18 protein-coding genes and 1 tRNA gene are annotated in these 24,432 nt (G+C 42.4%); 11 read left to right on the top strand and 8 right to left on the bottom strand.

Going from position 1 to position 24,432, the window contains the following annotated elements; all coding sequences use genetic code 11:
- Positions 1–46: 46 nt before the first annotated feature.
- The gene (locus FQ084_RS02365) at positions 47–784 is read right to left on the bottom strand and encodes an SDR family NAD(P)-dependent oxidoreductase (protein WP_149489024.1); all 738 of its coding nucleotides are present in this window, start codon (positions 782–784) and stop codon (positions 47–49) included.
- A gap of 372 nt (positions 785–1,156) precedes the next feature.
- On the opposite strand from FQ084_RS02365, the gene FQ084_RS02360 reads away from it, so the two are divergent.
- The 8 genes from FQ084_RS02360 (at position 1,157) to FQ084_RS02325 (ending at position 8,956) form a co-directional block, all read left to right on the top strand.
- Positions 1,157–1,232, top strand: a tRNA-Asn gene (locus tag FQ084_RS02360).
- A gap of 399 nt (positions 1,233–1,631) precedes the next feature.
- Complete coding sequence (locus FQ084_RS02355) at positions 1,632–3,368, top strand: amidohydrolase (RefSeq protein ID WP_149489023.1); 1,737 nt, start codon at positions 1,632–1,634, stop codon at positions 3,366–3,368.
- A 107-nt stretch (positions 3,369–3,475) separates the two neighbouring features.
- The gene (locus tag FQ084_RS02350) at positions 3,476–4,417 is read left to right on the top strand and encodes an alpha/beta fold hydrolase (protein WP_149489022.1); all 942 of its coding nucleotides are present in this window, start codon (positions 3,476–3,478) and stop codon (positions 4,415–4,417) included.
- A 163-nt stretch (positions 4,418–4,580) separates the two neighbouring features.
- Entirely contained in the window at positions 4,581–5,402 is an 822-nt protein-coding gene (gene dapD, locus FQ084_RS02345; RefSeq protein ID WP_149489021.1) for a 2,3,4,5-tetrahydropyridine-2,6-dicarboxylate N-succinyltransferase, read from the top strand.
- 243 nt (positions 5,403–5,645) lie between these two features.
- Complete coding sequence (gene queE / locus FQ084_RS02340) at positions 5,646–6,392, top strand: 7-carboxy-7-deazaguanine synthase QueE (protein ID WP_149489020.1); 747 nt, start codon at positions 5,646–5,648, stop codon at positions 6,390–6,392.
- 96 nt (positions 6,393–6,488) lie between these two features.
- Positions 6,489–7,586, top strand: coding sequence for a multidrug resistance efflux transporter family protein (locus tag FQ084_RS02335; RefSeq protein WP_149489019.1), 1,098 nt, complete (start codon positions 6,489–6,491; stop codon positions 7,584–7,586).
- A 14-nt stretch (positions 7,587–7,600) separates the two neighbouring features.
- Complete coding sequence (locus FQ084_RS02330; protein ID WP_149489018.1) at positions 7,601–8,236, top strand: trimeric intracellular cation channel family protein; 636 nt, start codon at positions 7,601–7,603, stop codon at positions 8,234–8,236.
- A gap of 57 nt (positions 8,237–8,293) precedes the next feature.
- Positions 8,294–8,956 carry a trimeric intracellular cation channel family protein gene (locus tag FQ084_RS02325; RefSeq protein ID WP_149489017.1) on the top strand — a complete coding sequence of 221 codons (663 nt, stop codon included), beginning with the start codon at positions 8,294–8,296 and terminating at the stop codon, positions 8,954–8,956.
- Positions 8,957–8,969: 13 nt separating this feature from the next.
- On the opposite strand, the gene recJ is transcribed toward FQ084_RS02325, so the two are convergent.
- Positions 8,970–10,832, bottom strand: a complete 1,863-nt coding sequence (recJ, locus tag FQ084_RS02320; RefSeq protein ID WP_149489016.1) for a single-stranded-DNA-specific exonuclease RecJ — start codon at positions 10,830–10,832, stop codon at positions 8,970–8,972.
- Positions 10,833–11,191: 359 nt separating this feature from the next.
- Here recJ and FQ084_RS02315 point away from each other — a divergent pair, with 359 nt between their 5' ends.
- Positions 11,192–11,707, top strand: a complete 516-nt coding sequence (locus FQ084_RS02315) for a hypothetical protein (RefSeq protein ID WP_149489015.1) — start codon at positions 11,192–11,194, stop codon at positions 11,705–11,707.
- A 151-nt stretch (positions 11,708–11,858) separates the two neighbouring features.
- Here the strand turns inward: FQ084_RS02315 and FQ084_RS02310 are convergent, their stop codons facing one another.
- The 4 genes from FQ084_RS02310 to FQ084_RS02295 all read right to left on the bottom strand — a co-directional run bounded on the left by FQ084_RS02310 (position 11,859) and on the right by FQ084_RS02295 (position 17,367).
- The gene (locus tag FQ084_RS02310) at positions 11,859–12,872 is read right to left on the bottom strand and encodes a hypothetical protein (protein ID WP_149489014.1); all 1,014 of its coding nucleotides are present in this window, start codon (positions 12,870–12,872) and stop codon (positions 11,859–11,861) included.
- A 245-nt stretch (positions 12,873–13,117) separates the two neighbouring features.
- Positions 13,118–15,391: a nitric-oxide reductase large subunit gene (locus tag FQ084_RS02305; RefSeq protein ID WP_149489573.1), complete on the bottom strand. Its 2,274-nt coding sequence runs from the start codon at positions 15,389–15,391 to the stop codon at positions 13,118–13,120.
- Positions 15,392–15,908: 517 nt separating this feature from the next.
- Positions 15,909–16,826 (bottom strand): HpcH/HpaI aldolase/citrate lyase family protein, encoded by a 918-nt coding sequence (locus FQ084_RS02300; RefSeq protein WP_149489013.1) that lies wholly within the window; start codon positions 16,824–16,826, stop codon positions 15,909–15,911.
- A gap of 121 nt (positions 16,827–16,947) precedes the next feature.
- Positions 16,948–17,367 carry a DUF1971 domain-containing protein gene (locus tag FQ084_RS02295; RefSeq protein ID WP_149489012.1) on the bottom strand — a complete coding sequence of 140 codons (420 nt, stop codon included), beginning with the start codon at positions 17,365–17,367 and terminating at the stop codon, positions 16,948–16,950.
- Positions 17,368–17,722: 355 nt separating this feature from the next.
- On the opposite strand from FQ084_RS02295, the gene FQ084_RS02290 reads away from it, so the two are divergent.
- Positions 17,723–19,204 carry an MFS transporter gene (locus FQ084_RS02290; protein WP_149489011.1) on the top strand — a complete coding sequence of 494 codons (1,482 nt, stop codon included), beginning with the start codon at positions 17,723–17,725 and terminating at the stop codon, positions 19,202–19,204.
- Positions 19,205–19,406: 202 nt separating this feature from the next.
- On the opposite strand, the gene narL is transcribed toward FQ084_RS02290, so the two are convergent.
- Together narL and FQ084_RS02280 are read right to left on the bottom strand one after the other, a co-directional pair.
- Entirely contained in the window at positions 19,407–20,066 is a 660-nt protein-coding gene (gene narL / locus FQ084_RS02285; protein WP_149489010.1) for a two-component system response regulator NarL, read from the bottom strand.
- A gap of 218 nt (positions 20,067–20,284) precedes the next feature.
- A complete protein-coding gene (locus FQ084_RS02280) occupies positions 20,285–22,342 on the bottom strand; it encodes a histidine kinase (protein ID WP_149489009.1) in 2,058 nt (685 codons plus the stop codon).
- 429 nt (positions 22,343–22,771) lie between these two features.
- Between FQ084_RS02280 and FQ084_RS02275 the strand changes: the two genes are divergently transcribed.
- Positions 22,772–24,151 (top strand): NarK family nitrate/nitrite MFS transporter, encoded by a 1,380-nt coding sequence (locus tag FQ084_RS02275; RefSeq protein ID WP_149489008.1) that lies wholly within the window; start codon positions 22,772–22,774, stop codon positions 24,149–24,151.
- The last annotated feature ends 281 nt before the right edge of the window (positions 24,152–24,432 follow it).

The raw sequence follows: 24,432 nt of genomic DNA, 5'->3' as shown, positions 1-24,432 counted from the left end.
TTTCCTTATTATTTTCTTTATAGCTGCTCAAAAGCATCAAAACTGGCTATTTTTTATTGATTTTTTCACTGACATGTTGCCAAACCACATCAGGTAATGTCCCCAATACCTTTAATGGTAAAGTCAATTTTTTAGGAAATTCAATGACGTCATGACCGCTCTCAATACCAGTACGAATCGCTTTGCTTGCCTGTTCAGGCGTTTGTAAAAACGGCATCGAAAAATCGTTTTGCTTGGTCATTGGCGTCTCAACAAAACCAGGTACAACCAAGCTGACCGACACGTCGTACGGTGCAAGGCTGATCTGTAGAGTTTTCATTAAATAGTGGATAGCTACCTTTGAGCTGCCATAAGCTTCTGCGCGAGCAAAAGGCACATAAGCCGATGCCGAGCCAATGCCTACCAAACGACCTTTTGAAGCAATGAGCTTTGGCAACACCCCTTCAATGGCATGCGATAACGTACCCATATTCACTGACATTACTTTCATAAAAACACTGCTATCGAAGTTTGGCATATCTAAGTACTCGCACATGCCCGCACCACAAATTGCCAAATCAATCTGACTGATTTTATCGAAAGCAGCGAGCACTTTATCTCGATCCATCAAATCCAAATCAAGCGTTTCTGCCCCCAACGACTTTAATTCAGCCAATGACTCGTCGTCACGTCCTACTGCATAAACAGTGTGACCTGCTATTAGATAATCTTTTGCTAGCTGATTACCAATGCCAGAGGTCGCACCAGTAATAAGAATATGTTGTTTTTTAGAAGAATTTGTCATGGTAAACATCCTTTTTAGTCGTTTTTTTATCGTCCGTGTATTTTTATTTTGATAACGTTTTAACCCTCTCATTTTTATTGTGACTACGCCCAAGCTATTAGCAATGTTTTTATTAACCAAGCCCTACACTTATTTATCAAATCTAAATAATTATAGTATAAGGTGTCAGCTTGATTTGTTGTTACTTCGCAATCATGCCTATAACAGCTGACCTGCAATAACGCTTATCTACTCAATAAATGCATAATCTTTGCTAAATATGCAAAAAAAGCTTGACGTATTTTTTATCTTTGCTAGAATACGCCCCACTTAGCAAGAACTCGTTAGAGACTTTCTAAGACCGCTGTAAGAAACTAAACCCTTACCGCTTATTCTCCAATAGCTCAGTTGGTAGAGCAACGGACTGTTAATCCGTGTGTCCCTGGTTCGAGCCCAGGTTGGAGAGCCATATTTTAGTAGTAAATCTTTTGAATCTTCTTTGATTCGATTATGGCATTTGCCAAGACCCTCATCACTTTGATGGGGGTTTTTTTATGGCTGCTATTTTATATTATATAAGCTGATAATGCCTAAAGTTGATAATCTTTTATCGATAACCCTTTATAGCTTCATAATATTACTGATTAACTGATTGGTTGTTTGAGAGAATAAAATCCGCAAATAAAATAAGCTTAGGGGTTAGCATTTCATCAAACTTCAATAGAAATTGAAACATCATTTAAAAGAGTTTGAGACTAATCTATTGTGTGCTAACGATAAAATCATAAATAGCATTGACCCCTTAAAGCTTTGTCGTTAAATTGGTGACAGCACTTATATATCTAAAAACAATGTTAAGGATAGCGCCATGACTATAAGCATCATTAAGCCGACGTTACTGAGTATTGGGCTGATGAGTATCATGGGCTGTACTGCCATGCAGACCAGCATAGAACAAGCAAGTAACTCAGCAACTGTTTATTACAATGGCCATATCATCACGATGGAAGGTGAGCAACCGCAGATGGTTGAAGCGCTAGTTACTCAAGCAGGCAAGATTGCCTATGTTGGTGATCTAAATACTGCCCAATCAAAATATAAGAACGCAGCGCAAGTGAATTTAAACAGCAAAACCTTATTACCAGGCTTTATTGATCCGCACAGTCACTTTGACATGGTGTCAAACACCATGGGTCAGGTCAACTTAAACCCGCCCCCAGTCGGCAAAGTCGATAGTATTGAGAAAATACTACAAGCCTTAAAAGCCTATAAAAAAGACAATAATATTGCTGATGGTGAATGGATATATGGTTGGGGTTATGATGAGAGTCAATTAGCGGAGGAGCGTCATCCAACCAAAGAAGACATCGATAAAGTATTACCTAATAACCCAGTATACTTGCAACATACCAGTGGTCATATGGGTGTGGCCAACAGCAAAGGCTTGGCAGCCATGAAAATTACTGCTGACAGTAAAAACCCAGATGGTGGTAATATTGCACGAGTTAAAGGTTCCAATGAGCCGAATGGACTTGTCCAAGAAACCGCTATGTACCCCTTTGTGGGGCGGATGTTAGAGGTGTTAGAGCCCAATCAAGCCAAGTTCTTTGAGCAGACACAAGATTATTATGCCAAAAACGGTTTGACTACCGCGCACAATGGCTCAACGGCTCGTAATACCATTCAGTTTTTCCAAAAACAAGCCGATGCGGGTAAGCTTAAAATAGACTTGGTCGCACTGGCTGGTGTCAGTGATTTAGATGAAAACTTAGCGGACAAAAACTTTGTATGGAAAACCTATCAAAACGGCTTTAAAGTACAAGGGACTAAAATCATTGCCGACGGCTCGCCGCAAGGTAAAACCGCTTACTTTAGTCAGCCTTATTTGACGCCAGTACCAGACTGCGAAAAGGACTGTCGCGGATTACCAAGTGTTAGCCAAGATGAGCTTAATAAGATGTTTGTAAAGGCTTATCAGCGTGATAACCAATTGTTTATTCATAACAATGGTGATGGCACGACAGATATGATTATTAAAGCACACGAATATGCGGTTAAGAAGACCGGACAAGCCGCTGACAAAGATCGCCGTACGGTGCCCATCCACGCCCAGTTTGCACGCCCTGACCAGCTAGAAGCCTTTAAAAAATATAAGATGCTACCGTCGTTTTTCACCAATCATACCTACTTTTGGGGTGATGTGCATGTGCAGAACTTAGGTAAAAAACGCGCTGATTTTTCGAGCCCGATAGCGGCGGCTGATAAAATGGGGTTAAAATATACCAACCATTCTGATGATACCGTGACCCCAGTCGATCCGCTATTTACCGTTTGGTCTGCCGTTAATCGCACCTCGCGCTCAGGCGAGATTATCGGTAAAGAGCAACGCGCTACGCCTTATCAAGCGCTCAAAGCCATTACGACCAATGCCGCTTATGAGTATTATGAAGAAAATAGCAAGGGTACCTTAACTGAGGGTAAGCTGGCTGATTTGGTTATATTAGATGCCAATCCTTTGACGGTAGATGCGAGTAAGCTTAAAGACATTAACGTGGTAACCACTATCAAAGAAGGTAAAATAATCTATCAGCGCCCAGCAAAATAACACTGTGGTGACGGCATACTAATAATGAATGCTTTATAGTCAAATCCATATAGATTTGACTAGGTTCAGTTTCTCTCTATCTTTTATATCAATTTCAGGATTCGCTTATGATTAACACCGAACAAATCACCTCTTCTGATAATATCCATTATCTACACCATAATTTTTTTGAGCCAAGCGATAATACTACGGCGATTAATGCCACTTTACTGATTGTGCATGGTATGGCAGAACACAGCAGACGCTATGCAGAATTTGCGCAGTTTTTAGCGGATCATGGTATTGCGGTTGCCACTTATGATCAGCTTGGTCATGGACAAACCATTAAATCAGCAGATGATTTGGGATTTTTCGCTGAAGAGCATCCGGTACAGTCATTATTAAAAGATGTCATCATCATGGCAGACAGCCTAAAAGCGCGCCACCCTAACGTACCTCACTTTATCATGGGTCACTCGATGGGCTCATTTATCGTACGTAACGTCTTAAAACATCACGCGCGTAACTTTAACGGCGCTATATTAATGGGTACCGCTGATGCCAACCCATTGACCAAAGTACTATTGCCTGTCAATAAAGTACTGGCAAAAGCGGCGCCTAAAAAGAAAAATACCCTGCTTGCTAATACGATGAATAAAGTGCTCAATAGCAAGCTTAACAATCGTACTTCCTCCTCACCGTTTGCATGGTTAAACGAAGATCCCGCGGCTGTCGAAGCCTACGAAGCCGATCCACTAACCGGCTTTGAATTTACCAACAATGGTTTTATGACCTTATTTACCTTAATGGAAGCTGGTCTCAACAAGAACTGGGCAACGACGATTACTAAAAACTTTCCGATGTTATTGGTCAGTGGCGAGAACGATCCTATTGGCGATATGGGAAAAGGTATTCGCAAAATTGCCAGCCGCTTAGAAAAGCAGAACTTTAGCAACATTACCCTTCAGCTCTACCCACACATGCGCCATGAGCCGCTACATGAGCAGAATAAAGAGCAGGTTTACCAAGATATATTAGATTGGATAAATAGTAATACTTCTGCTCATTAATAGCATGGCTGTGACTGGCGCTTAACTTATTTACTAAAACTCGCTAAATTAGCAGCCATAAGACAAGCAATTTTTTTAGTTCAGACGTTATTACTCATTTAATTAAAACCTCTCTTTTGATTACTTTTTATTTATTTACCTTCCATCCATTTTAGGAATATTTATGTCATTACAACAAGTTATCGAACAAGCCTTTGAAAATCGTAACGAATACAGCCCAGCAACCATGCCACAAGACGTACGCGATGCCATTAATGAAGTGCTTGAGCAACTAGACAACGGTAGCTTGCGTGTTGCAGAGAAAAAAGATGGCGCATGGGTGGTCAATCAGTGGGCTAAAAAAGCGGTTTTATTATCATTCCGCCTTAATGACAACTACGTCATGGCAGCTGGCGAACATGTGCAGTTTTATGACAAAGTACCGACTAAATTTGCCGATTGGACGCAAGCGCAGTTTAAAGAAGCTGGCGTACGCGTGGTACCACCAGCGGTTGCCCGTAAAGGTTCATATATCGCAGCTGGTGCCGTATTGATGCCATCGTATGTCAACATTGGTGCCTATGTTGATCAAGGCGCTATGATAGATACGTGGGCGACCGTAGGCTCTTGTGCCCAAATCGGTAAAAACGTCCATCTATCAGGCGGCGTTGGTATCGGCGGTGTCTTAGAGCCATTACAAGCCAACCCAACGATCATCGAAGACAACTGCTTTATCGGCGCACGCTCTGAAATCGTTGAAGGTGTGATTGTCGAAGAAGGCTCAGTAATTTCTATGGGTGTGTTTATCGGTCAATCTACCCGTATTTATGATCGCGAAACGGGTGAGATTCATCGCGGCCGTGTACCGGCTGGTTCAGTCGTCGTCCCAGGTAGCTTACCATCGGAAGACGGCACCCACAGCTTATATGCTGCCATTATCGTAAAAAAAGTCGATGCGCAAACCCGTGCTAAAACATCAGTCAATGAGCTATTACGTTTAGCCTAATACTTTAGTCATTGCGTTTATTACTTTCATAAAAAAAAGATGCTAGGGCTGACTCTAGCATCTTTTCTAATGCTTAATAGCAGCTTAATGTAGGACATTACGTTATAATCCATGTCTTGCTGTAGCCTGAGCTAACCTCTTTTAGAATAGTTTAGTACTAACGCTGACCAGACGATTAAACCCTCTTTTTTATTTGATCAATGCTCAATGGCATTATCAATCTCTAACTGTATTTGAAATATTATGAGTGAGCTATCTTTACGCACCTCGGCGATTCCTGTCACCGATCCCGAAGCAGGGTTACGTTTGACCGAGATTTTTTATTCCTTGCAAGGTGAAGCCTTAACCTCAGGCTTGCCGACGATATTTGTGCGCTTGACCGGCTGTCCGCTGCGCTGCGTCTATTGTGATACTGAATACGCTTTTAGTGGCGGTGAGCGTCAATCGCTTGAGACCATTATGGCGACTATTGCAAGCTTTCCCTGCAAGCGTATTTGCTTGACCGGTGGTGAGCCATTAGCACAGCCAAACGCCATTGAATTAATGACGCGTTTATTGGATGAGGGTTATGAGATATCGCTTGAAACCGCAGGGGCATTAACGGTAGAAAATGTACCACCCGCGGTCAGCAAAGTCATGGACCTTAAAACGCCCAGCTCGGGTGAAGTCGATAAGAATCTTTGGTCAAATCTCGACTATCTGACTCAACATGACCAAATCAAATTTGTCATTATGAACCGTGCGGATTATGAGTGGGCAAAAGAAAAACTGCTTGAGCATCAGCTGGATAAATTGGTTGGTACGGTTTGGTTTTCACCGATGTTTAATGTCGCAGATGATGTTACTGTAGCTGCAAATAAAGAAATGGGCAGCCCAGAGGTACCAGTATTGGCACGCGAGCTTGCCGAATGGATGTTAGCTGACGCCCTACCTGTACGTTTCCAATTGCAATTGCATAAGATTATTTGGGCAGATGCCAAAGGTAAATAACCGCCTAACATCCGTACGATTTAGGCAATCAGCAACCTAAAGATAAAAAATAAATACACTCTAAATAGCCAACGAGCCGACTGCAAGGACGCATGAATGGTCAAACTGATTTTATTGGGCTTATTGGCGGGTGCGTTTTTTAGCTCGACATTTATTTTAAATGAGCTGATGAGTAATGCCGGTGGTCATTGGTTTTGGTCAGCAAGCCTGCGCTATGTCTTTATGTGGTTGATTATTACTGCCATTATTATCCTCCAACACGGCTTTGGTCGTATGAAAGCGCTGATGACCATTTTTTGTCAGCATTGGGGCTTTTGGTGTATTACCGGTACTATTGGCTTTGGATTATTTTATACGGGCATTTGCTATGCTGGTGACCACGTCGCAGGCTGGGTGGTTGCTGCAACCTTTATGTTTACCGTGGTGACCAGCCTTATTGTATTAATGGCATTTGGGCAGCGCTTCGATAAAAAGTTCATTATTTACGCGCTGTTGGTCTTTATAGGGGTAGTATTGGTCAACGTCAGCGAAGGATTAGGCGCTTCTGCCCTAACCGATATTGATAGCACGCCGATGGTAGAAATGCTGCTTTACGGTGCTGTGCCTGCACTAATTTCCGCCTTTAGTTACCCCGTCGGTAATCAGCTGGTTTGGCAAGTTTCTTACAACACTCGCAAACACAGCACTGAGCAGCAACAGGCTCGTGATAATCTTCAGCCAAACGACCCCGACACTCATACCCAGCGCATCATTACCGAAGCCCCTATATTACCTATTGATAGGCAAACTGCGTCACGGCTACAAAACCTCATCGCCCGTATTCCTGCTATCGAGACGACGCTGCTACAAAACGCCTTTAACAAAATCTGGCTAATGACCCTCGGTAGCTTGCCATTTTGGGTAATTTTAGGTGTGCTTGTACATCCTGAACCGCCTGCAACGACACAAGTATTTAATACCTTGCTCGTCGCACTTTTGGCTGGAGTCGCAGCGACGAGCATATTTTTATATGCACGTGAACAAGCGGTGACCTCAAGTGAAGTGGCAGGCGTTGACTCAACCCAAGCCAGCGAGGTAATCTTTGCTTTGATTGGCGGTATATTATTGTTGAACAATACGATACCCTCAGCATTGGGGTTGGTCGGTATCGGGCTGATTATACTGGGGCTGATACTATTTGCAAAGGACGGTTAAGGCTTAAATAAACCATGATAAATAACTTTATTTTCCCCGATATTCTGCTGTATTTATTAGATATGGTTGGCGTCATTGCTTGCGCCATCGCGGGTACCTTGCTCGCGCAACATAAAGGCTTTGATATTGCTGGCTGTATTTTGGTTTCTATGGTCAATGCCATTGGCGGCGGTACATTACGTGACATGGCGCTTGATCGTCATCCGCTGTTTTGGATGACTGACCTCAACTATGTCATCGTCATTACCATTACTTCCCTTATCTTACAAATTTTCTTTCATTTGTATCATAAGATTGATAAAGCACTTAAACTCTTTGATGCGATTGGTTTGGCTGCCTTTAGTGTGATTGGTTTTAAAGTGGCTTTGGCACAAGATATGTCACCCGTGATTGCTGTCATGATGGGGGTATGGACGGCGATTATAGGTGGTTTATTGCGTGATATTATCTGTAATGAGATACCTTTACTGTTGCAGCGTGAGATTTATATCACTGCCAGTATTGCAGGCTCTTTGACTTATTTAGCGCTTGATTACTGGGGCGTTGATGCGGTTATCAATGAATTTATGATGCTGTTTATCATCTTCGCCGTGCGTATGCTGGCGCTTAAGTTCGATTGGCACTTGCCTTCGATTCGTTTGGTCGATTAACTGATTAGCGAAGAAAACATCAGTGTTTTAATATCAGTGCTTTAATGAGAAAAATTCATGCTCGCCATCGCCTTAGATTCTGATCTGATTACTACCTTTGACCCGCGCTCACTGATTTATCTGTTTGATATGATTGGGATTGTCGCTTGTAGTATTTCGGGGACGATATTAGCCAAGCATAAGAATTTTGATGTATTCGGCTGCTTACTGGTATCGATTGTGACTGCCATCGGCGGCGGTACGGTGCGTGATGTGATTTTGGATCGTCATCCCCTGTTTTGGATGGTGGACATGAGCTATCTGACGGTTATTACCTTCTCTTCACTGGTGATGCAGATATTCTTTCACCCCAACTCTAAACGTGTCGATAAATTCCTAAAACTCTCCGATACCATTGGGCTGTCAGCCTTTACCTTAATCGGTATCAAAGTTGCTGATAGTATGGGTGCAAATGTGCCGGTTGCATTACTACTGGGAGTGATCACCATTATTGTCGGCGGCATCATCCGCGATATGATTTGTAATGAAATTCCACTGGTGCTACAGCAAGAGATTTATATCAGTGCCGCTTTAACAGGCGGTATCCTTTACTTTGCGCTGCACAATCTTGGCGTGACCGCTTGGATTGCCGATATCTCGGCAATGGCGACGATTTTTACCTTGCGCATGCTGGCCATTCGTTATGACTGGCAGTTTCCGACCATTGAATGGAAATATTAAAGCCTAGCAACTATTAGCACATACCATTACGGTCAGCACCATTAACCTGCTGGCTTTCTTCTACCGTCTCTTTTACGAGCGCCAAATCTTTGACCATCAACTGCAAACTTTGTTTGCCGTTCCACTCGTTAATGTCTAGCTGAAACAATACATGCACTTTTTCGGCGCGGTAATCCCAAGCACTGCTATCAAAATTGAATTGAATTGCCTCAATCGGGTATTGCACATCGGGATAACGTAACGACAATTTGAGGTGTTTGTCCTTTAATATCTTAAAGCTCAGTACCTCAAACACGCCGTCAAATATCGGCGGCGCAAAGCCATGACCCCAAATACTGGCATTGGCTAAATGCTCCGCAAACCATAAGCTAAAATCGCCCGCTTGTAGTGCTCCATCGGTAAATTTCTGCTCGGCAAAGACTTCATCATCCATCTGCGCCATCACTTCGTTAAACGCGCTCACAAAGCCATCAAAGTTGCGACGTTTAATCGTTAAGCCAGCGGCCATAGCATGACCACCAAAATGGCTGATTAAATCAGGATATCGTTCGGCCACTTGCTCAATCGCATCACGAATATGTACGCCAGCGATAGAGCGTGCCGAGCCCTTGATATCATCGTCGTCCCCCGTACGCTCTGTGTCTGCTGGCGCAAAGACAATACTGGGCAGATAATGACTTTCTTTTAGACGACCAGCGACGATACCGATAACGCCTTGATGCCAATCGTCTTGATATAAAATAATGCTGCGATTTTGATTATTAACAACCTGTTTCTCAGGCTTACGCTGAATAATAGTAGCATCGCTCCCATCAGAACTATTATTAGAATCAGTAGCAGTTAATGCTTGCACAATACTATCCGCTTGTGCGCGCATCTCACTTTCCACATGGCGGCGGGTACGATTCAGCTGTTCAAGCTCTTGTGCCAAACGCTGTGCGGTGCTCCAGTCATCGGTTAGTAAGCACTCGATACCGATGCGCATATTATCCATACGCCCAGCAGCATTGATACGTGGACCTAAGACAAAACCAAAGTCCTGCGCCTGTAATTGCTTAGGGTCACGACCCGCTTGTTCAAGCAGTGCCAATATACCGAGCGAACAGCGACCTTGACGAATGGCGTTCAGTCCATGATGGACTAAAATGCGATTGTTTTTATCAAGTACGCCCACATCAGCAATCGTTCCAAGCGCGACCAAATCCAAATACTGGCTGACTTGCACGCTAGACTTGCCTGCTTCACGGCGTAATTTTGCCAAGCGTCCCAGTACATAAAACGCCACGCCAACCCCTACCAATGCCTTACTGCTAAAGTTACAGTCGAGCTGATTGGGATTGACCACAGCTTCTGCAGGCGGCGTCTCTTTGGTAGTCAGGTGATGGTCAGTAATAATCACCGTAATGCCATCAGCTTGCGCACGCGCCACGCCTTCATGGCTTGAGATACCATTGTCTACCGTGACGATGACTTGCGGTTGATAGGTCTTGATTCCCAAGTCAACAATCTCTGGCGTCAGACCATAGCCGTATTTAAAACGGTCAGGGACTAAAAAATCAACCACTGCCCCCATTTTTGTCAGGGCGCGCATCATAAGCGCCGTACTGGTTGCCCCATCGCAATCAAAATCACCGACAATTAAGATACGCTGCCCTTCATCAATAGCAATATCTAATAGACGCACCGCTTCGGTGACGCCATGCAACGTCTCAGCAGGCAGTAAACCAGATAATCCAGTCTCTATCTCATCAGGCGCAGTGATACCGCGACCGGCATAAAGCCTAGCAAGGGTGAACGATTGGGCGGCAAGTGGTTGCAACGCGGCGGGCAACTCGTCGATGCGAGTGCTGGTATAACGGGGGGTTAAATTTAGCATGTTGGTATTCTACTGGCTTTAGCAGGTGGTCACAATGAGAATTTTTAGCGCTATCGTCTAGGTTTAGCGATTGCTTCGGCGCGTCTCATGGCGTAATTTATATGCCACCTAATGTATGCCGTATAACTCCTCTATATGACTCATTTCTAAACGCCGCATTGCTAATCGGCAACTTATTTACAAAAACGGTGCAGAGTGACTGTAATTTCCTGCATTTTGCTACAAAGCAATGATTGTATGGAGCTTATAAATCCATAAAATGGTAAACATCTGAGAAACTTATAAGATACTTATCATTTTTGCAATTTTTGCTTATTTATTTTACGAATATTTTCTTTTACACATTTTAAGGACGCTTTATGAAAACCACACCCACCGCTGAAAAATTACCTAATACGATAGACCCTAATTTAGATCTTGAGAAAGTTAAAAAAGACTGCGAAAAACTGGTCAAAAAACGCGCTAAGCTCTCAGCTGGCGTAGCTATCGTTCCGGTGCCTTTCTTTGACGTGGCAGTTGATGCCAGTATGCTAACCATGCTATTACCTGAGATTAGCGAACGTTTTGGTCTGATTGAAGGGCGTCAATCTGCCATTGATTTAGAGTCACGCGCCATTCATTGGGCTGCGCTAAAAGACCGCACTGTTGATTTTGCAGGCTTAATGGCGACACGTGGTATCGTAAAGAAGACCGTCCAAGGTTTTGGTGGTCGTATTGCGGCCAAGCAAGTGACCAAGTTTATCCCATTGGGCGGTCAAATGGTTGCGGCAACCATGGGTTATATGATTTTCAAAAAAATCGCCACTGACCATATCAATCAATGCTATAACCTAGCAAAAGACATTCAGCAAAAGCAGCATGGTAAAAATGTCTAAAAGACCTATAATTACGGCTTGAAAGCGTAATCACTGTCTACAAATAAACCCAGCTAAGAGATTTCTTAGCTGGGTTTTATCTTTGTTATTGAACAATCACAAGATATCAATCAATAAATTCTTTTATATACTGTCCTTCTAAGATATTAATCTATTCAGTTTGTTCAATAACAATGAGTATGTGTGGTGTTTTATCCTCTCTATCAACGTGCACGATAGCTTGCCAGCCACTATATAGAGATATTTCCTCAGCAAATTTTAGCGACGAGCGTTTTTCTAACGATTGCAGTGTCTTTAGCTGCTTAGTATGATGCGCCACAGGTATTAGAGTCTTTAGCACCTCTGAAAACACAGGTAAAGACTTTCCTTCTTGTGGCTTAACATAGTATGAAACGCTACTTAAGTCACACCCTGATAAGGTCGCTTGAATATTTAAGCCATTTGTCTGAATGGATTCAGTTATCACCTGAGTATAGTCATGTATATCGATATCTTTCTGACTGGTGCCACCAAGACTAAGGTCTAATAAGCTCTTATCTTTGATACGAGATAGTCGGCAATTATCCCGATAGACACTACTAACAGGACTACCCTTCTCCCAATTTAGCGTAAACTCAAGCGCAGGCTCTAGCAGCTCACCATCCTCATATGCCTCAGGATGTGAGCGAAAGTTAGGCACGGCACTATAATGAATTTGTTTACCTTTTACTTCATAATCAACGATATGCTCGCTAAAGGGCGCATATAGCAATATCTCATGTTCAGTGATAATATTTCTATTCTTATTTAACAGCAGATAATAAATCGAACTATTGGAATAAACGCTCGCTCCCAATGGACCCATAGATTCGACTTCTAAGGCGATATCCTCAAAGCCATCGCGATTAAAATCCTCTTTTATCAGTGGTAATAAGCGTAGACTATAATCCATGCTCTGCTCTTCACCATCTGCGTCTTCATACTTATCCGAACAGTCGTATTCAAGAGAAGGACTCACTTTGGGATTAGGCTTTGGTGAAGAACAGCGTCTTTCTATCAATTCGACAATGAGATTTTTTGGCAGCACAACCTTATTAGTTTTATTGCTAGCAGCCTTAGTACTTGCTTCAGCCAGCGATAGCGGCATTATCGATAGCAAAAGTAAAACGCTTAAATAACGTGACATCGTCATCTCCTTTAACCTTTGAGCGATAAAATTAGCATAGCATGCCTTTATAAAATAAATAATAAATATAGATCATTCTAGCGGCATCGAATGAAGTAAGTGATGTGTATTTCTACGAAAAATAGAACCTTCAACAGACTAAATGATAAAAGATTTTTAATAGAAAAGACTTTTAACCAGTCAATAAAAAGCCCTGAATTCTCAGGGCTTTTTATGGTTACGCTAGCTTATTAATCATTAACTTATTAATCGTTCACTGGATTATCAGGTTGGTAGTTTGAATGTGAGGGTTTTGCAAAGGCAAACTTAACCACCTGCAATGCCACACAAACGGCACCAGTGATTAATACCACGTCGCCAAAGGTACGAATCCAGCGTAGGGTTTGTAAGAAATCTTGCTGTAAGAAGCCTTCACTACGAGCGTACCATAAGCCTTCGGTCATCGAAGCGTGCGCTTGGAAAATACCAATCGGCAATAAGCTAGTGACAATCATCAATACCAAGCCTGCATTTAGCGCCCAAAAGCCCGTTTTAATGAGGTTTTCACTAAACACGTAGTCTGGACGAATATAACGCATGACCAGTAATACAAAGCCAATCGCTAAGAATCCATAGACCCCGAATAAAGCAGCATGCGAGTGAACGGCAGTGGTATTTAACCCTTGTAAATAGAACAGTGACACAGGTGGGTTAATCATAAAGCCAAACACGCCCGCACCCAACATATTCCAGAATGCTACCGCAACGAAACACATGATAGGCCATTTAAGCTTATTCATCCATGGTGCTTGACGCTGCATAGACCAATGCTCATAACCTTCGTAACCTAATACCACTAAGGGTACAACTTCCAAGGCACTAAATGAGGCGCCGATTGCCATGACTGGCGTGGTTGTGCCTGAAAAGTATAAATGGTGGAACGTGCCTGGTACACCGCCGAGCATAAATAGTGCTGCAGAAGCGATGGCTGAACCAGTGGCGATTTTTTTATTGACCAAGCCTAAGTTATAGAAAATGAAAGCCAATGAGACGGTGGCGAATACTTCAAAGAAGCCTTCTACCCATAAATGTACCACCCACCAGCGCCAGTATTCCATGATGGTCAAGTGTGTACGCTCGCCGTAGAACAAGCCTGCACCGTAGAATAATCCCACGCAAACCACCGACGCGAAGAATATTGCTAATAAGTTTTTATCACCTGGTTGTTTAAATGCCGGTAAGCAACCACGGGTCATTAATACCAACCAGAACAACACACCGACCCATTTTAAAATCTGCCAGAAGCGACCAAGGTCAATGAATTCATAGCCTTGATGACCAAACCAAAAGTTATATTTTGCAGGCATAATACCCGCAATCGCAAAGTATTGACTAATAAATGAGCCAACGACCACGATGATTAATGCCACCCAAAGTATATCAACGCCCAATTTTTGGTATTTAGGATCTTTACCACCATTGATAAGCGGCGTTAAGTACAACCCTGCCATCAAGAAAGCGGTGGCAATCCAAAATAACGCTGCCTGAATATGCCACGTACGTACTAACGAGTATGGGAAGTAATCGGCGACGGCAATACCGTAAAACTCTTGTCCTTCAACGGTATAATGCGCAACGAAACCGCCAATAAATACTTGGAAGACGAACAATCCCATGACTAAAACACCGTATTTTGCCAACGCTTTTTGCGACGGCGTTAACGCTATTTTGGTTAATGGATCAGCGTCTGGTGTAATTTCTTTAACGTCTTCTTCTTTACGTAAGAACGACCAGCCCCAAATAAGGAATCCAACCCCAGCAATTAAGAACACCACACTAGCGATAGACCACATAATATTTTCTGACGTTGGTACGTTATCAATCAGCGGCTCATGCGGCCAGTTATTGGTATAAGTGGCATTTGTACCAGGACGTTCGGTAGAGGCAATCCAAGTGGTCCAAAAGAAAAAGTTCGTCAGTTTTTGTCTGTCTTCAAGATCTGCCAAAGTATTGTTTTTCATGGCAAAGTTTTCACGCGACTTTTGCAATGACGGCTCATTACCGTACAAGCCGATATAGTAAGGCGCGACTTCATTGATGGCGGCGATACGCGTATCCGACAACACCACTTGATTTTTATCATTGGTATTGCTACCACGATACTCTTTTTTCAACTGCGCATTAAGCACCGCTTTTTGATCATCTGTTGCGGAGGCAAAATCATGCCCATATAACTCTTGTGCCCTGATGTCTAACCAAGCCACAAGCTCTCTGTGTAACCAATCTGCGGTCCAGTCGGGTGCTTGATAAGCCCCATGCCCGAGCACTGAGCCAAGTTGCTGCCCACCGGTACGCTGCCAAGCAGATTGACCATCTAAAATATCCTCTTCTGTGATTAAAACCTTCCCGTTGCTATCAATATACTGATCAGGGATAGGAGGTGCGGTACGATAAACTTCTACGCCGCCCCAACCTAAAAAGGTAAAGGTAACCACGAGGACAGCGATTAAACCCCACCAATACTTCTTGTACTCGCCCATATCTTGCTCCTGCTGGCTAGATAAATTGAACACTCAAACATTCATTTTCAATGAATGTTTATAAGCGCAATCATGTTTCCAAAAGTGAAAAAAATAATACTGCCCGTTGAGAGTAACCTTTATTAATCCTATCAATATCGCGCTTGCTGCAATCCGATTAGATATTGAAATAGCAGACTCAAATTCAAGGTTATATCACGATCTAACTGATAAAATTTATCATTTCATTACTAAAATTACTTGATGAAAATTTACATCTAGCATCAAATTGGAAACATTTTAACATTCATTTAATATGAATGTTAAGGATTATTTATTTTTATTCTTATTGTTATTATGAACTGCGCCGTTCACTCTCTATAAAACGACCTGTTATAGTGATTATAAATAGCCAAAATCTAGACGAAAACATGAATGCTGATGATGGTTCACGGTAAACGGATAGAAAAAAACCAGACAACGCTAAGTTATCTGGTAGGTATATCATTAATTCACTTTAAAACCGATATCATACTAATTATTTAGCGCTTGATAATACCTGATAACTGCGCTCAATCACCGGCGCATCAACCATATTACCGTCTACTTTAAAAATTGCTTGTCCACTACGCTCGTATTCTGCGACCACACGCTGCGCAAATGATAAATCAGCAGCTGTCGGTTGCAGTGCTTGCTTGACGACATCAACTTGCTTAGGATGAATGCAAAGCATGCCGGACATGCCCATCTGTGACCATAGCTGCACGCGCTTATGCAGCCCTGTACTATCGTTAAAATCCGCATAAATACTATCAATGGGTGCGAGCAGTTGATGGATTTTTGAGGTCAGAATAAGCTGATAACGAATCTGATTGGCAATAATATCCGCTGATGATGTGTCCACTTGCACCTTTAAATCATTGCATAAATCTAAAAAACCATAGCTAAATGCAAGCAGTCCTGAGGCTTTTGCCACCTCATCAATACGGTATAAGCCTACAGCGCTTTCTATCAAGGCAATCACGGGCAGACCTGTCTGTTGGTGGATTTTCTCAATATCTGCTGCCTGTTCAGCTTTTGCTAACAGGACACCTGCCAGCTTAGGCAGCTGCTGGCATAGGGTCAAATCTTTAGCAAATTCCGCACTGTCCGCTTGATTGATACGCAGCCAAATCGGTCGATAGTTTTTAGCCTCATGTTGAGTATCATAATAGTCCTTTAATGCCGCGCGAGCTTGGGCTTTGTCTGTTTGCGCAACCGCATCTTCTAAATCAACAATCACTGCATCCGCACCACTGGCAAAAGCTTTTTCTACCCTATCTATTCGCGTTGCTGGGACAAATAACCATGTCTTGGTATCCGCAAGCGATTTAATCATTGCTCGGTAATTTTGCGAGTCAGTGTGAGTATCGCTGCTCGTGTTTTTATTGGCAGGCTGATTGCTAGAAGCTGACATGCTTAGTTCCCATAGGTAAATAGGTAAATAGGTAAATAGTCATCTTATCAATATTTAGCGCGATTGTGCCATCATAAAAGTGCTTGTAATAGCACAATCACTGTATAGCCACCCTAGATGATTAGGATTTTTCTGGTTTATCAAACAACTTTTCGATAGGTTTACTGTGGATTTTAGAGCTATTAAACAGTGATTTATTACCGCTATCACCTTCTGTCCAAAAGTTGATATTAAATTGAGCATCGTCACTTAACTCTACACGGTGCCAATATTGAGGCGGGCTGACCGCAAACTGTCCGGCATTAATAACCACTGTCTTTTCTGGCTCAGTAGCGGCTTCATCAGCGAAGCCATAAAAAGTTACCGTACCTTGCATGACGCAAATTTGCCCGTATACGCCCTCTGCCGTATTGTGATGGGTCAATAAGGCGTTAGGCACTTTATCTTTGGTGAAGAAGTGTGTTGAACGTTTTATTTTCCAATGGCTTGGAATGACGGGATTGGGATTAGCAGTATTGTTAGTATTCGTAGTGGCATCCATGATAACTCCTTGGCTCATTTGCTGAAATTATATTTTCTTAACTTGGATTTATTACTGTTAATGGTATCTATTCTGCTGATATTTTTTATTACACTGGTATCTTTTTCAATCTTAAAAATTAAGACCTAATTGATAACAATTATCATCTTTATAAACTAACATCTTTCAAAGGGGTTTACCACCCTTGTATGCTTTTGATTATCAGTAAAATGTAACGCGCTAAAACGCCTGCGTACTCCCCATTAAGTAGTATGGAAAGTAGACCCTATACTGCTTTCGCTCAATGGTCATGATTACCCCTTATTGCTATCTTGTGTCCATTACAAGCATCAGAATTTATAATGGGGACATTACCATGCATGCAAAAGAATTACTTGAGGTTGAACGGCGTGAGATAAGGGCGCTTCACTATACGTGGATTGCTTTTTTTCTAACTTTTTACGTCTGGTTTAATATGGCACCGCTCGCAACGTCGATGCTACAGACAGAAAGCTATTTGACCCCTGATCATATCAAATTATTTTTAATTGCCAACGTCGCGTTGACGATTCCGGGGCGCGTCATCGTCGGCATGGCATTGGACCGTTTTGGTCCGCGGCGCGTGTTTTCTATATTAATGGTCGTGATGGCGATACCAACGTGGTTTTTCGCTTTTGGCGACTCCGCCATGCAGTTATTTGTCGCCCGCTTATTTATGTCTATCGTCGGCGCAGGTTTCGTCGTCGGTATTCATATGACGGCATTATGGTTTAAACCAAGAGACATTGGTTTTGCCGAAGGGTTTTATGCAGGCTGGGGGAATTTTGGTTCAGCCGCTGCGGCCATTACCATTCCAACCGTCGCTTTACAATTTTTTGGCGGTGATGATGGCTGGCGCTGGGCAATTGCTTTATCTGGCTTATTAATGGCGTTATACGGCGTGGCATATTGGTTTTTAATCACTGATGGTCCAGCAGTTGGCACGCATAAAAAGGCACGGAAATCAGGTGCTTTAGAGGTATCTACGTGGAAAGACTTATGGTTATATTGCCTGTTTATTGTTCCTTTATATGGGGTATTGGGATTGCTGGTTTATCGTACGCAAGCGATGGGCTTTTTAAGTGCTACGGGTGCCATCGTTTGCTACAGCGCGATTGTATTGATGGTTGTTTATCAGATTTATAAAGCCATCAGTGTCAATGTGCCTATGATTAAAGCTGGTATTCCAGAAGATGATAAATACCCCTTTAAATCGGTGGCAGCGCTGAATGTGAGCTATTTTGCCAACTTTGGCGCAGAGCTTGCGGTGGTTTCCATGCTACCAATGTTCTTTGCAGCGACTTGGAAGCTTGATCCCACTGCCGCCGGCTTGATTGCTTCTACCTTTGCCTTTGTGAACTTATGGGCGCGTCCACTTGGCGGTTATATCTCTGATAAAGTCGGCAATCGTCGCTTGGTGATGCTGATTTATATGTTTGGTATTGGTGTTGGTTTTGCGCTGATGGGTATGCTCAATGCCGAATGGCCGCTATTTATCGCCGTGGTGTTTACCATTCTATGCTCGGTGTTTGTACAAGGGGCAGAAGGCGCAACCTTTGGGATTATTCCTTCAATCAAGCGTCGTTTGACGGGTCAAATATCGGGAATGGCAGGCGCTTATGGTAACGTTGGCGCGGTCTTCTACTTATTTATTTATACCTTTGTAGAGCCGAATCAATTCTTTTATATCATCGCGGTCGGTGCACTAATTGCGTGGATTGTCTGTTATTTCTGGCTGGCAGAACCGGAATATGCCTTTGGTGATGAATATAAAATGTCCTCCGTTGATCGGCAGATTGCGGCAGAAAGTAATTATTAAAGGTAAGTACTAAAAGCTGATATTAACCATTAATATTCATATTAAGAACTAATACATAAAAACCATACTCTGTGATGGTTATATCTAAAACTAAAAACCCACCTAGCATAATGTTAGGTGGGTTCTTTAGTTTTGGATAAATGAGATAAAGGTTTCTATCTTGCTTATCATTATTTTGAGAAATGGTAACTTAGAGAAATGACTACTTAGATAAATGATTCACTGTCCATACTGCCGCTTCTACTCGCGTGCGCAGACCAGTTTTATTGAGGATATGTTTGACGTGTACTTTAACCGTTGATTCGGCGATATCTAGATTATTAGCAATCATCTTATTACTTAGCCCTTCAGCAATCATCTGAATCACTTGTAACTCTCTACTGGTCAGATTACTGGCGATATCTTGGATACTCGGTGTGCGCAGCGTTTGTGCAAGTATCGAAGCTAGGTTGGGACTGATGACCAGCTCGCCGCGGAGTATTTTTCTAATATCAATAATAATTAGCTCAGGCTCCATATCTTTTAACAGGTAGCCATCGACGCCCAGTTTTAGCGCCTCTTGCACGTCTTCACCGCTATCAGAAACCGTAAACAATACGGTCTTGGTATTGATATTTCTGGCTTTGATTTCTCGTAAGGTTTCGATACCGGTGAGCACCGGCATTTTGTGGTCAAGTATCACCAAATCAACGTCGTTATTTTCTAAAAATGTTAATGCTTCTTGACCATTGCTGGCTTCACCAACGACTTTGACATCGTCCTCAAGACTCAATAGTTCAGATATGCCGCGGCGTAGCATCGGGTGGTCGTCGACCAATAACAATCGCGCAGGTGACATGCTGGTATAAACTTTGGTGCTCATAACATACTCACAAATAGAAAAAATGGTACAAGAACTTAATGATTTAAATTTAATACTTCAATAGTACAATGGGTAAAAATTATTAATTAAAAACAATACTTAAAAGCGAAAATTGCTAGAAAAATCAGTCAAAACATACTATAAGAAAGATGAGAAAATACACAGAATAAAAACGTTACAATGACAAATCAACTGCCTGAAACCACCGTTTCATTGGATCATAAATAAGCGTCTTGGTTATTTTCTTCATCAAAAAAGTTGGGCTCAAATCTGACGGTGATGATGGTGCCGCGTGGTTGATTGTCCGTCACGATGAGTTCGCCGCCAATATTATGGGCGCGCTCTTTCATAATCATTAAGCCATGATGCTGGGTTTGATCGACACTCCCTGACATGCCAATGCCATCATCGATGATACTCATGAGGATATGCTTATCACCTTCTTCATACTGCAGATGGATGGCGACGTTTTGCGCTTTTGCATGACGGCTAATATTTGATAGCGCTTCTCTGGCAATTTGAATCAAATCTATTTGTTCATGAGCACTCAAATTGAGTGTCATAATGTCATTGTGTACCGTCATATTAAAGTTACCCTTCACAGCAAATTCACTGGCGGCGTCGTGCAGCGCTTCATCAAAATTGTCGCTATCTATAGTCAGGCGAAAAGTCACTAATAAGTCTCTTAGTTGCTGATAAGCAGAACCCAGTCCCATTTTTATCTGCTCAATATTTTGATATACTGGTGCTTGTACTGGCTCGCTACCAGCATTTTTCAGGTGTCTCTCTAAAACACTGACTTGAATTTTTAAATAAGACAACGACTGTGCTAGAGAATCATGCAACTCTCTGGCAATGGTCGAGCGCTCTTCAAATAAAATCAGCTGATGCTCTTGCTGTCTTTGCTTGCGTAGTGATAAGGCCGTGCTGATCAAATTGGTCAGCGATACGATTAGCTCGTTATTTTGCGCATCTAATTCAGGACTGCTAAACGGGAAAATATTCCCTGCCTCTGTCATGTTTATGCGCTGTTCTGGCGCTATGTTATTACCTGTCTCATTATTATCATTAATACCATCATCAGCGATAAAAGAGCGATTCATCACCAGCGCCGACTTTGGTCGTACGCGCAATTCCCCAAACACTTCTTGTTGATGGACGATGGGATAGGTCTTGGTATGTTCGCCATTTTTAGTGATACAACTGTCACAGCTAAGCTTTTTACACAGCTCTTTCATTTTTTCGCCGTGCAGCACGATGGCGTTTTTATTGGTGATATATTTATTCTGTATACACAAGGTAAATTCTAAATGTGGCAAGGTTTTACTAAAATCTGCAATCAAGGCATCGAGCTGATATAAGCTCACTTGGCTGGTGGTGAGCGATTTTGAGAAGTCATAAAATAGCGACAGTACTCGATTGGCTTTGACGAGATGCTGGGTTTTTATCTGCACCTCACTCTCAAGCGAGCGCTGATAGGTTTCAATCGTACTTGCCATGTCATTAAAAGAGCTGCCAAGCACTTCAAACTCTCGATAGCCTGTGATAGATACTCTGGTGTTAGTCTTGCCTCTTCTAAATTGATTATTGGCTTTAATCAGTTGTTGAATGGGGGTGAGCACCAATTGATGCAATCTGCGCATACCAATGAGGACAATAATGATGATCAGTATTAATGAAAGTATTTGTAGGTTTTGCTGCCATGTCTGTCGCTGCTCGTTCCTGTACTGCAGCTCATTAACCAAGCGGTTCACATCTTCGATATAACTGGTTGAAACGCTATAAAACCCTTGCCTGTCTTGCGCTAATAACGCCGGTTTTAAGTCTCGATACCATTGCTGTTTTATCTCATTGAGCTGCTCGTTGATAAGCACATGTCTATTGGCACTCGTTAGCTGATAGCTCTGTAACTCTTCTAGCCGATTTTCCATATCCTCAATAAGGATAGTTACTTTTTCAGACGTATTCTTATTAGAAAAGTCTAATTTATCTTGTTTAACAGACTGCTTATTCTCTTTGTTGCTTGCGCCGTTTTGGCCGATATTTAAACTTGGGCTAAAAGGATGATCATCCGAAAAATTAGTCGCTATCTGAAAGTTGATACGATAGGTGGCCATGCGTATCGAGCCTGCCGTATTAATGGCTTCAGCATCAGATTTTGCGACCCACGCCAGTGACCCACTCCCTAGCGCCGACATCAAAGATAAGATAGCGATGATGATAATAGCGCCCCAAGCATGAAGGGTTAAGGACTGGCGTCGTTGAATAGACCTCATAAATAGCATTCACCCGTCAAAATTAGCAGAAAAGGAGGTTTAAAAGTTATTGTTAAAAAGGCCAACATTAAAAGTTGTAAATGCTTAAAGCCATAACCTCTAAAAAAAGCACCTACCAGACAATAAAAATCCGAACTTTTAGTAATCTCTCTGCCCGCAATATACCCCTTTTAGCCATCAGTATACCACTATGTATGAATACTCATCACCGTGATAACACGGTATCGTGAGTTATCATTTTCTATAAACACTTATTTTTTATAAAGACAATAAGTGCATGGTAGTACGAGCCGTTAGCGCTAATAAGCCATTGTAGTCGCCTGTTTGTCATCATAACCAAACGACTGTATACGGCAATTTTTATAGCTACTTAGCATTATAAAAATATCCATTATAACTAAGCATAGATGATATTAAGTGAGGAATAGTATGGGCAATGATTACAACTCCAAAGGTGGTAAGCTCATCACTGACTGGCGACCTGAAGTAGAAGAGTTTTGGAAAGGCGGCGGCAAAAAAGTCGCCACTCGAAATTTGTGGATATCCATTCCATCATTGCTACTGGCATTTGCGGTATGGATGGTATGGAGTGCGGTGATCGTACGTTTGCCTGAGATTGGTTTTGATTTTGATGCAGGACAGCTGTTTTGGTTAGCCGCCCTACCCGGGCTTTCAGGGGCGACGCTACGGATTTTTTATTCTTTTATGGTGCCGATTTTTGGTGGGCGACGTTGGACGGCGATATCCACTTTATCTCTGTTAATTCCGGCATTATGGATGGGCTTTGCGGTTCAAAATCCTGATACGCCGTTTATGACATTTGCCATTATTGCACTGCTTTGCGGCTTTGGCGGTGGTAACTTTGCTTCGTCCATGTCCAATATCTCGTTCTTTTATCCAAAGGCGGAACAGGGCACAGCGCTAGGGCTAAACGCTGGTTTGGGTAATCTTGGCGTATCGGTCATGCAGTTCGTTGTACCGATGATTATATTGGTAGCGGCCTTTGGTAGCTTGGGCGGTGACCCACAAGTCTCCGAAAGCGGTAAATTGTTTTATCTACAAAATGCAGGCTTTATTTGGGTACCCTTTATCCTGCTATTCTCAGTACTGGCTTGGTTTGGTATGAACGACATTGCCACCGCCAAGGCTTCTTTTAAAGACCAATCCGTTATCTTTAAACGCAAACATAACTGGATCATGTGTATCCTTTACATGGCGACCTTTGGCTCTTTTATTGGCTTTTCCGCAGCATTTCCAATGTTGATTAAAAACTCATTTCCCGCCATTGATGCGCTTAAATTTGCCTTTTTAGGTCCTCTGGTTGGTGCACTATTTCGTCCACTAGGTGGCTGGATATCTGACAAAACCAGCGGCGCAAAAGTCACTTTTTGGAACTATATTGTAATGGTGTTGGCAGTATTGTCGGTGATGTATTTCCTACCTAGCGAGACCCATGAGGGCAGCTTCGTCGGCTACTTTATCTCCTTTATGGTGCTATTTATCACCACAGGTATCGGTAACGGCTCGACCTTTACCATGATTCCGGTTATTTTTAGAACCTTTCATGACCGCCGTGAGCCTGAAAAAGCAGGAACAGAAGAGTTGTTTATCGAGATACGTAAAGAGTCCGCGGCCGTGGTTGGTTTTACTTCAGCAGTCGCAGCCTATGGTGCGTTCTTTATCCCTAAAATGTTTGGCTCAGGGTTGGGCGTTGACGGTACCTTTATGGCACTCATTGTCTTTTATGTCGTCTGTATCGTGTTGACCTGGTGGTATTACAGCCGTGGCAACGCTGAAATTCCTTGCTAGAGCTAGGCTTTTAAAAACGACCTTTTAAACCACAACTTACGCTATGAATCGTGCTGCTTGCCAAGGTAAGTAGCACTTTTTTTGTTTTAAATTTTTGTTAGCAACTTCTAGCTCATTAATTGGCATCAATTATTAACGCTTAACGGTATTTTTAATCAGTTTTTACCTTTGTCAGCTACTACTAAGGTGGTAGTGCTCTGCTCATGTTAGCTGATAGTAACAGCGTAATGGCTTAACTAAAATGACATCATCGAAAAATATTTACGGCTTATGTGCATAGC

The organism is Psychrobacter sp. ANT_WB68 (assembly GCF_008369115.1).
In the GTDB taxonomy this organism is placed as follows: domain Bacteria; phylum Pseudomonadota; class Gammaproteobacteria; order Pseudomonadales; family Moraxellaceae; genus Psychrobacter.
Note: the sequence above shows the minus strand (reverse complement) of the source record. Positions and strands in the feature narration are given on the sequence as shown.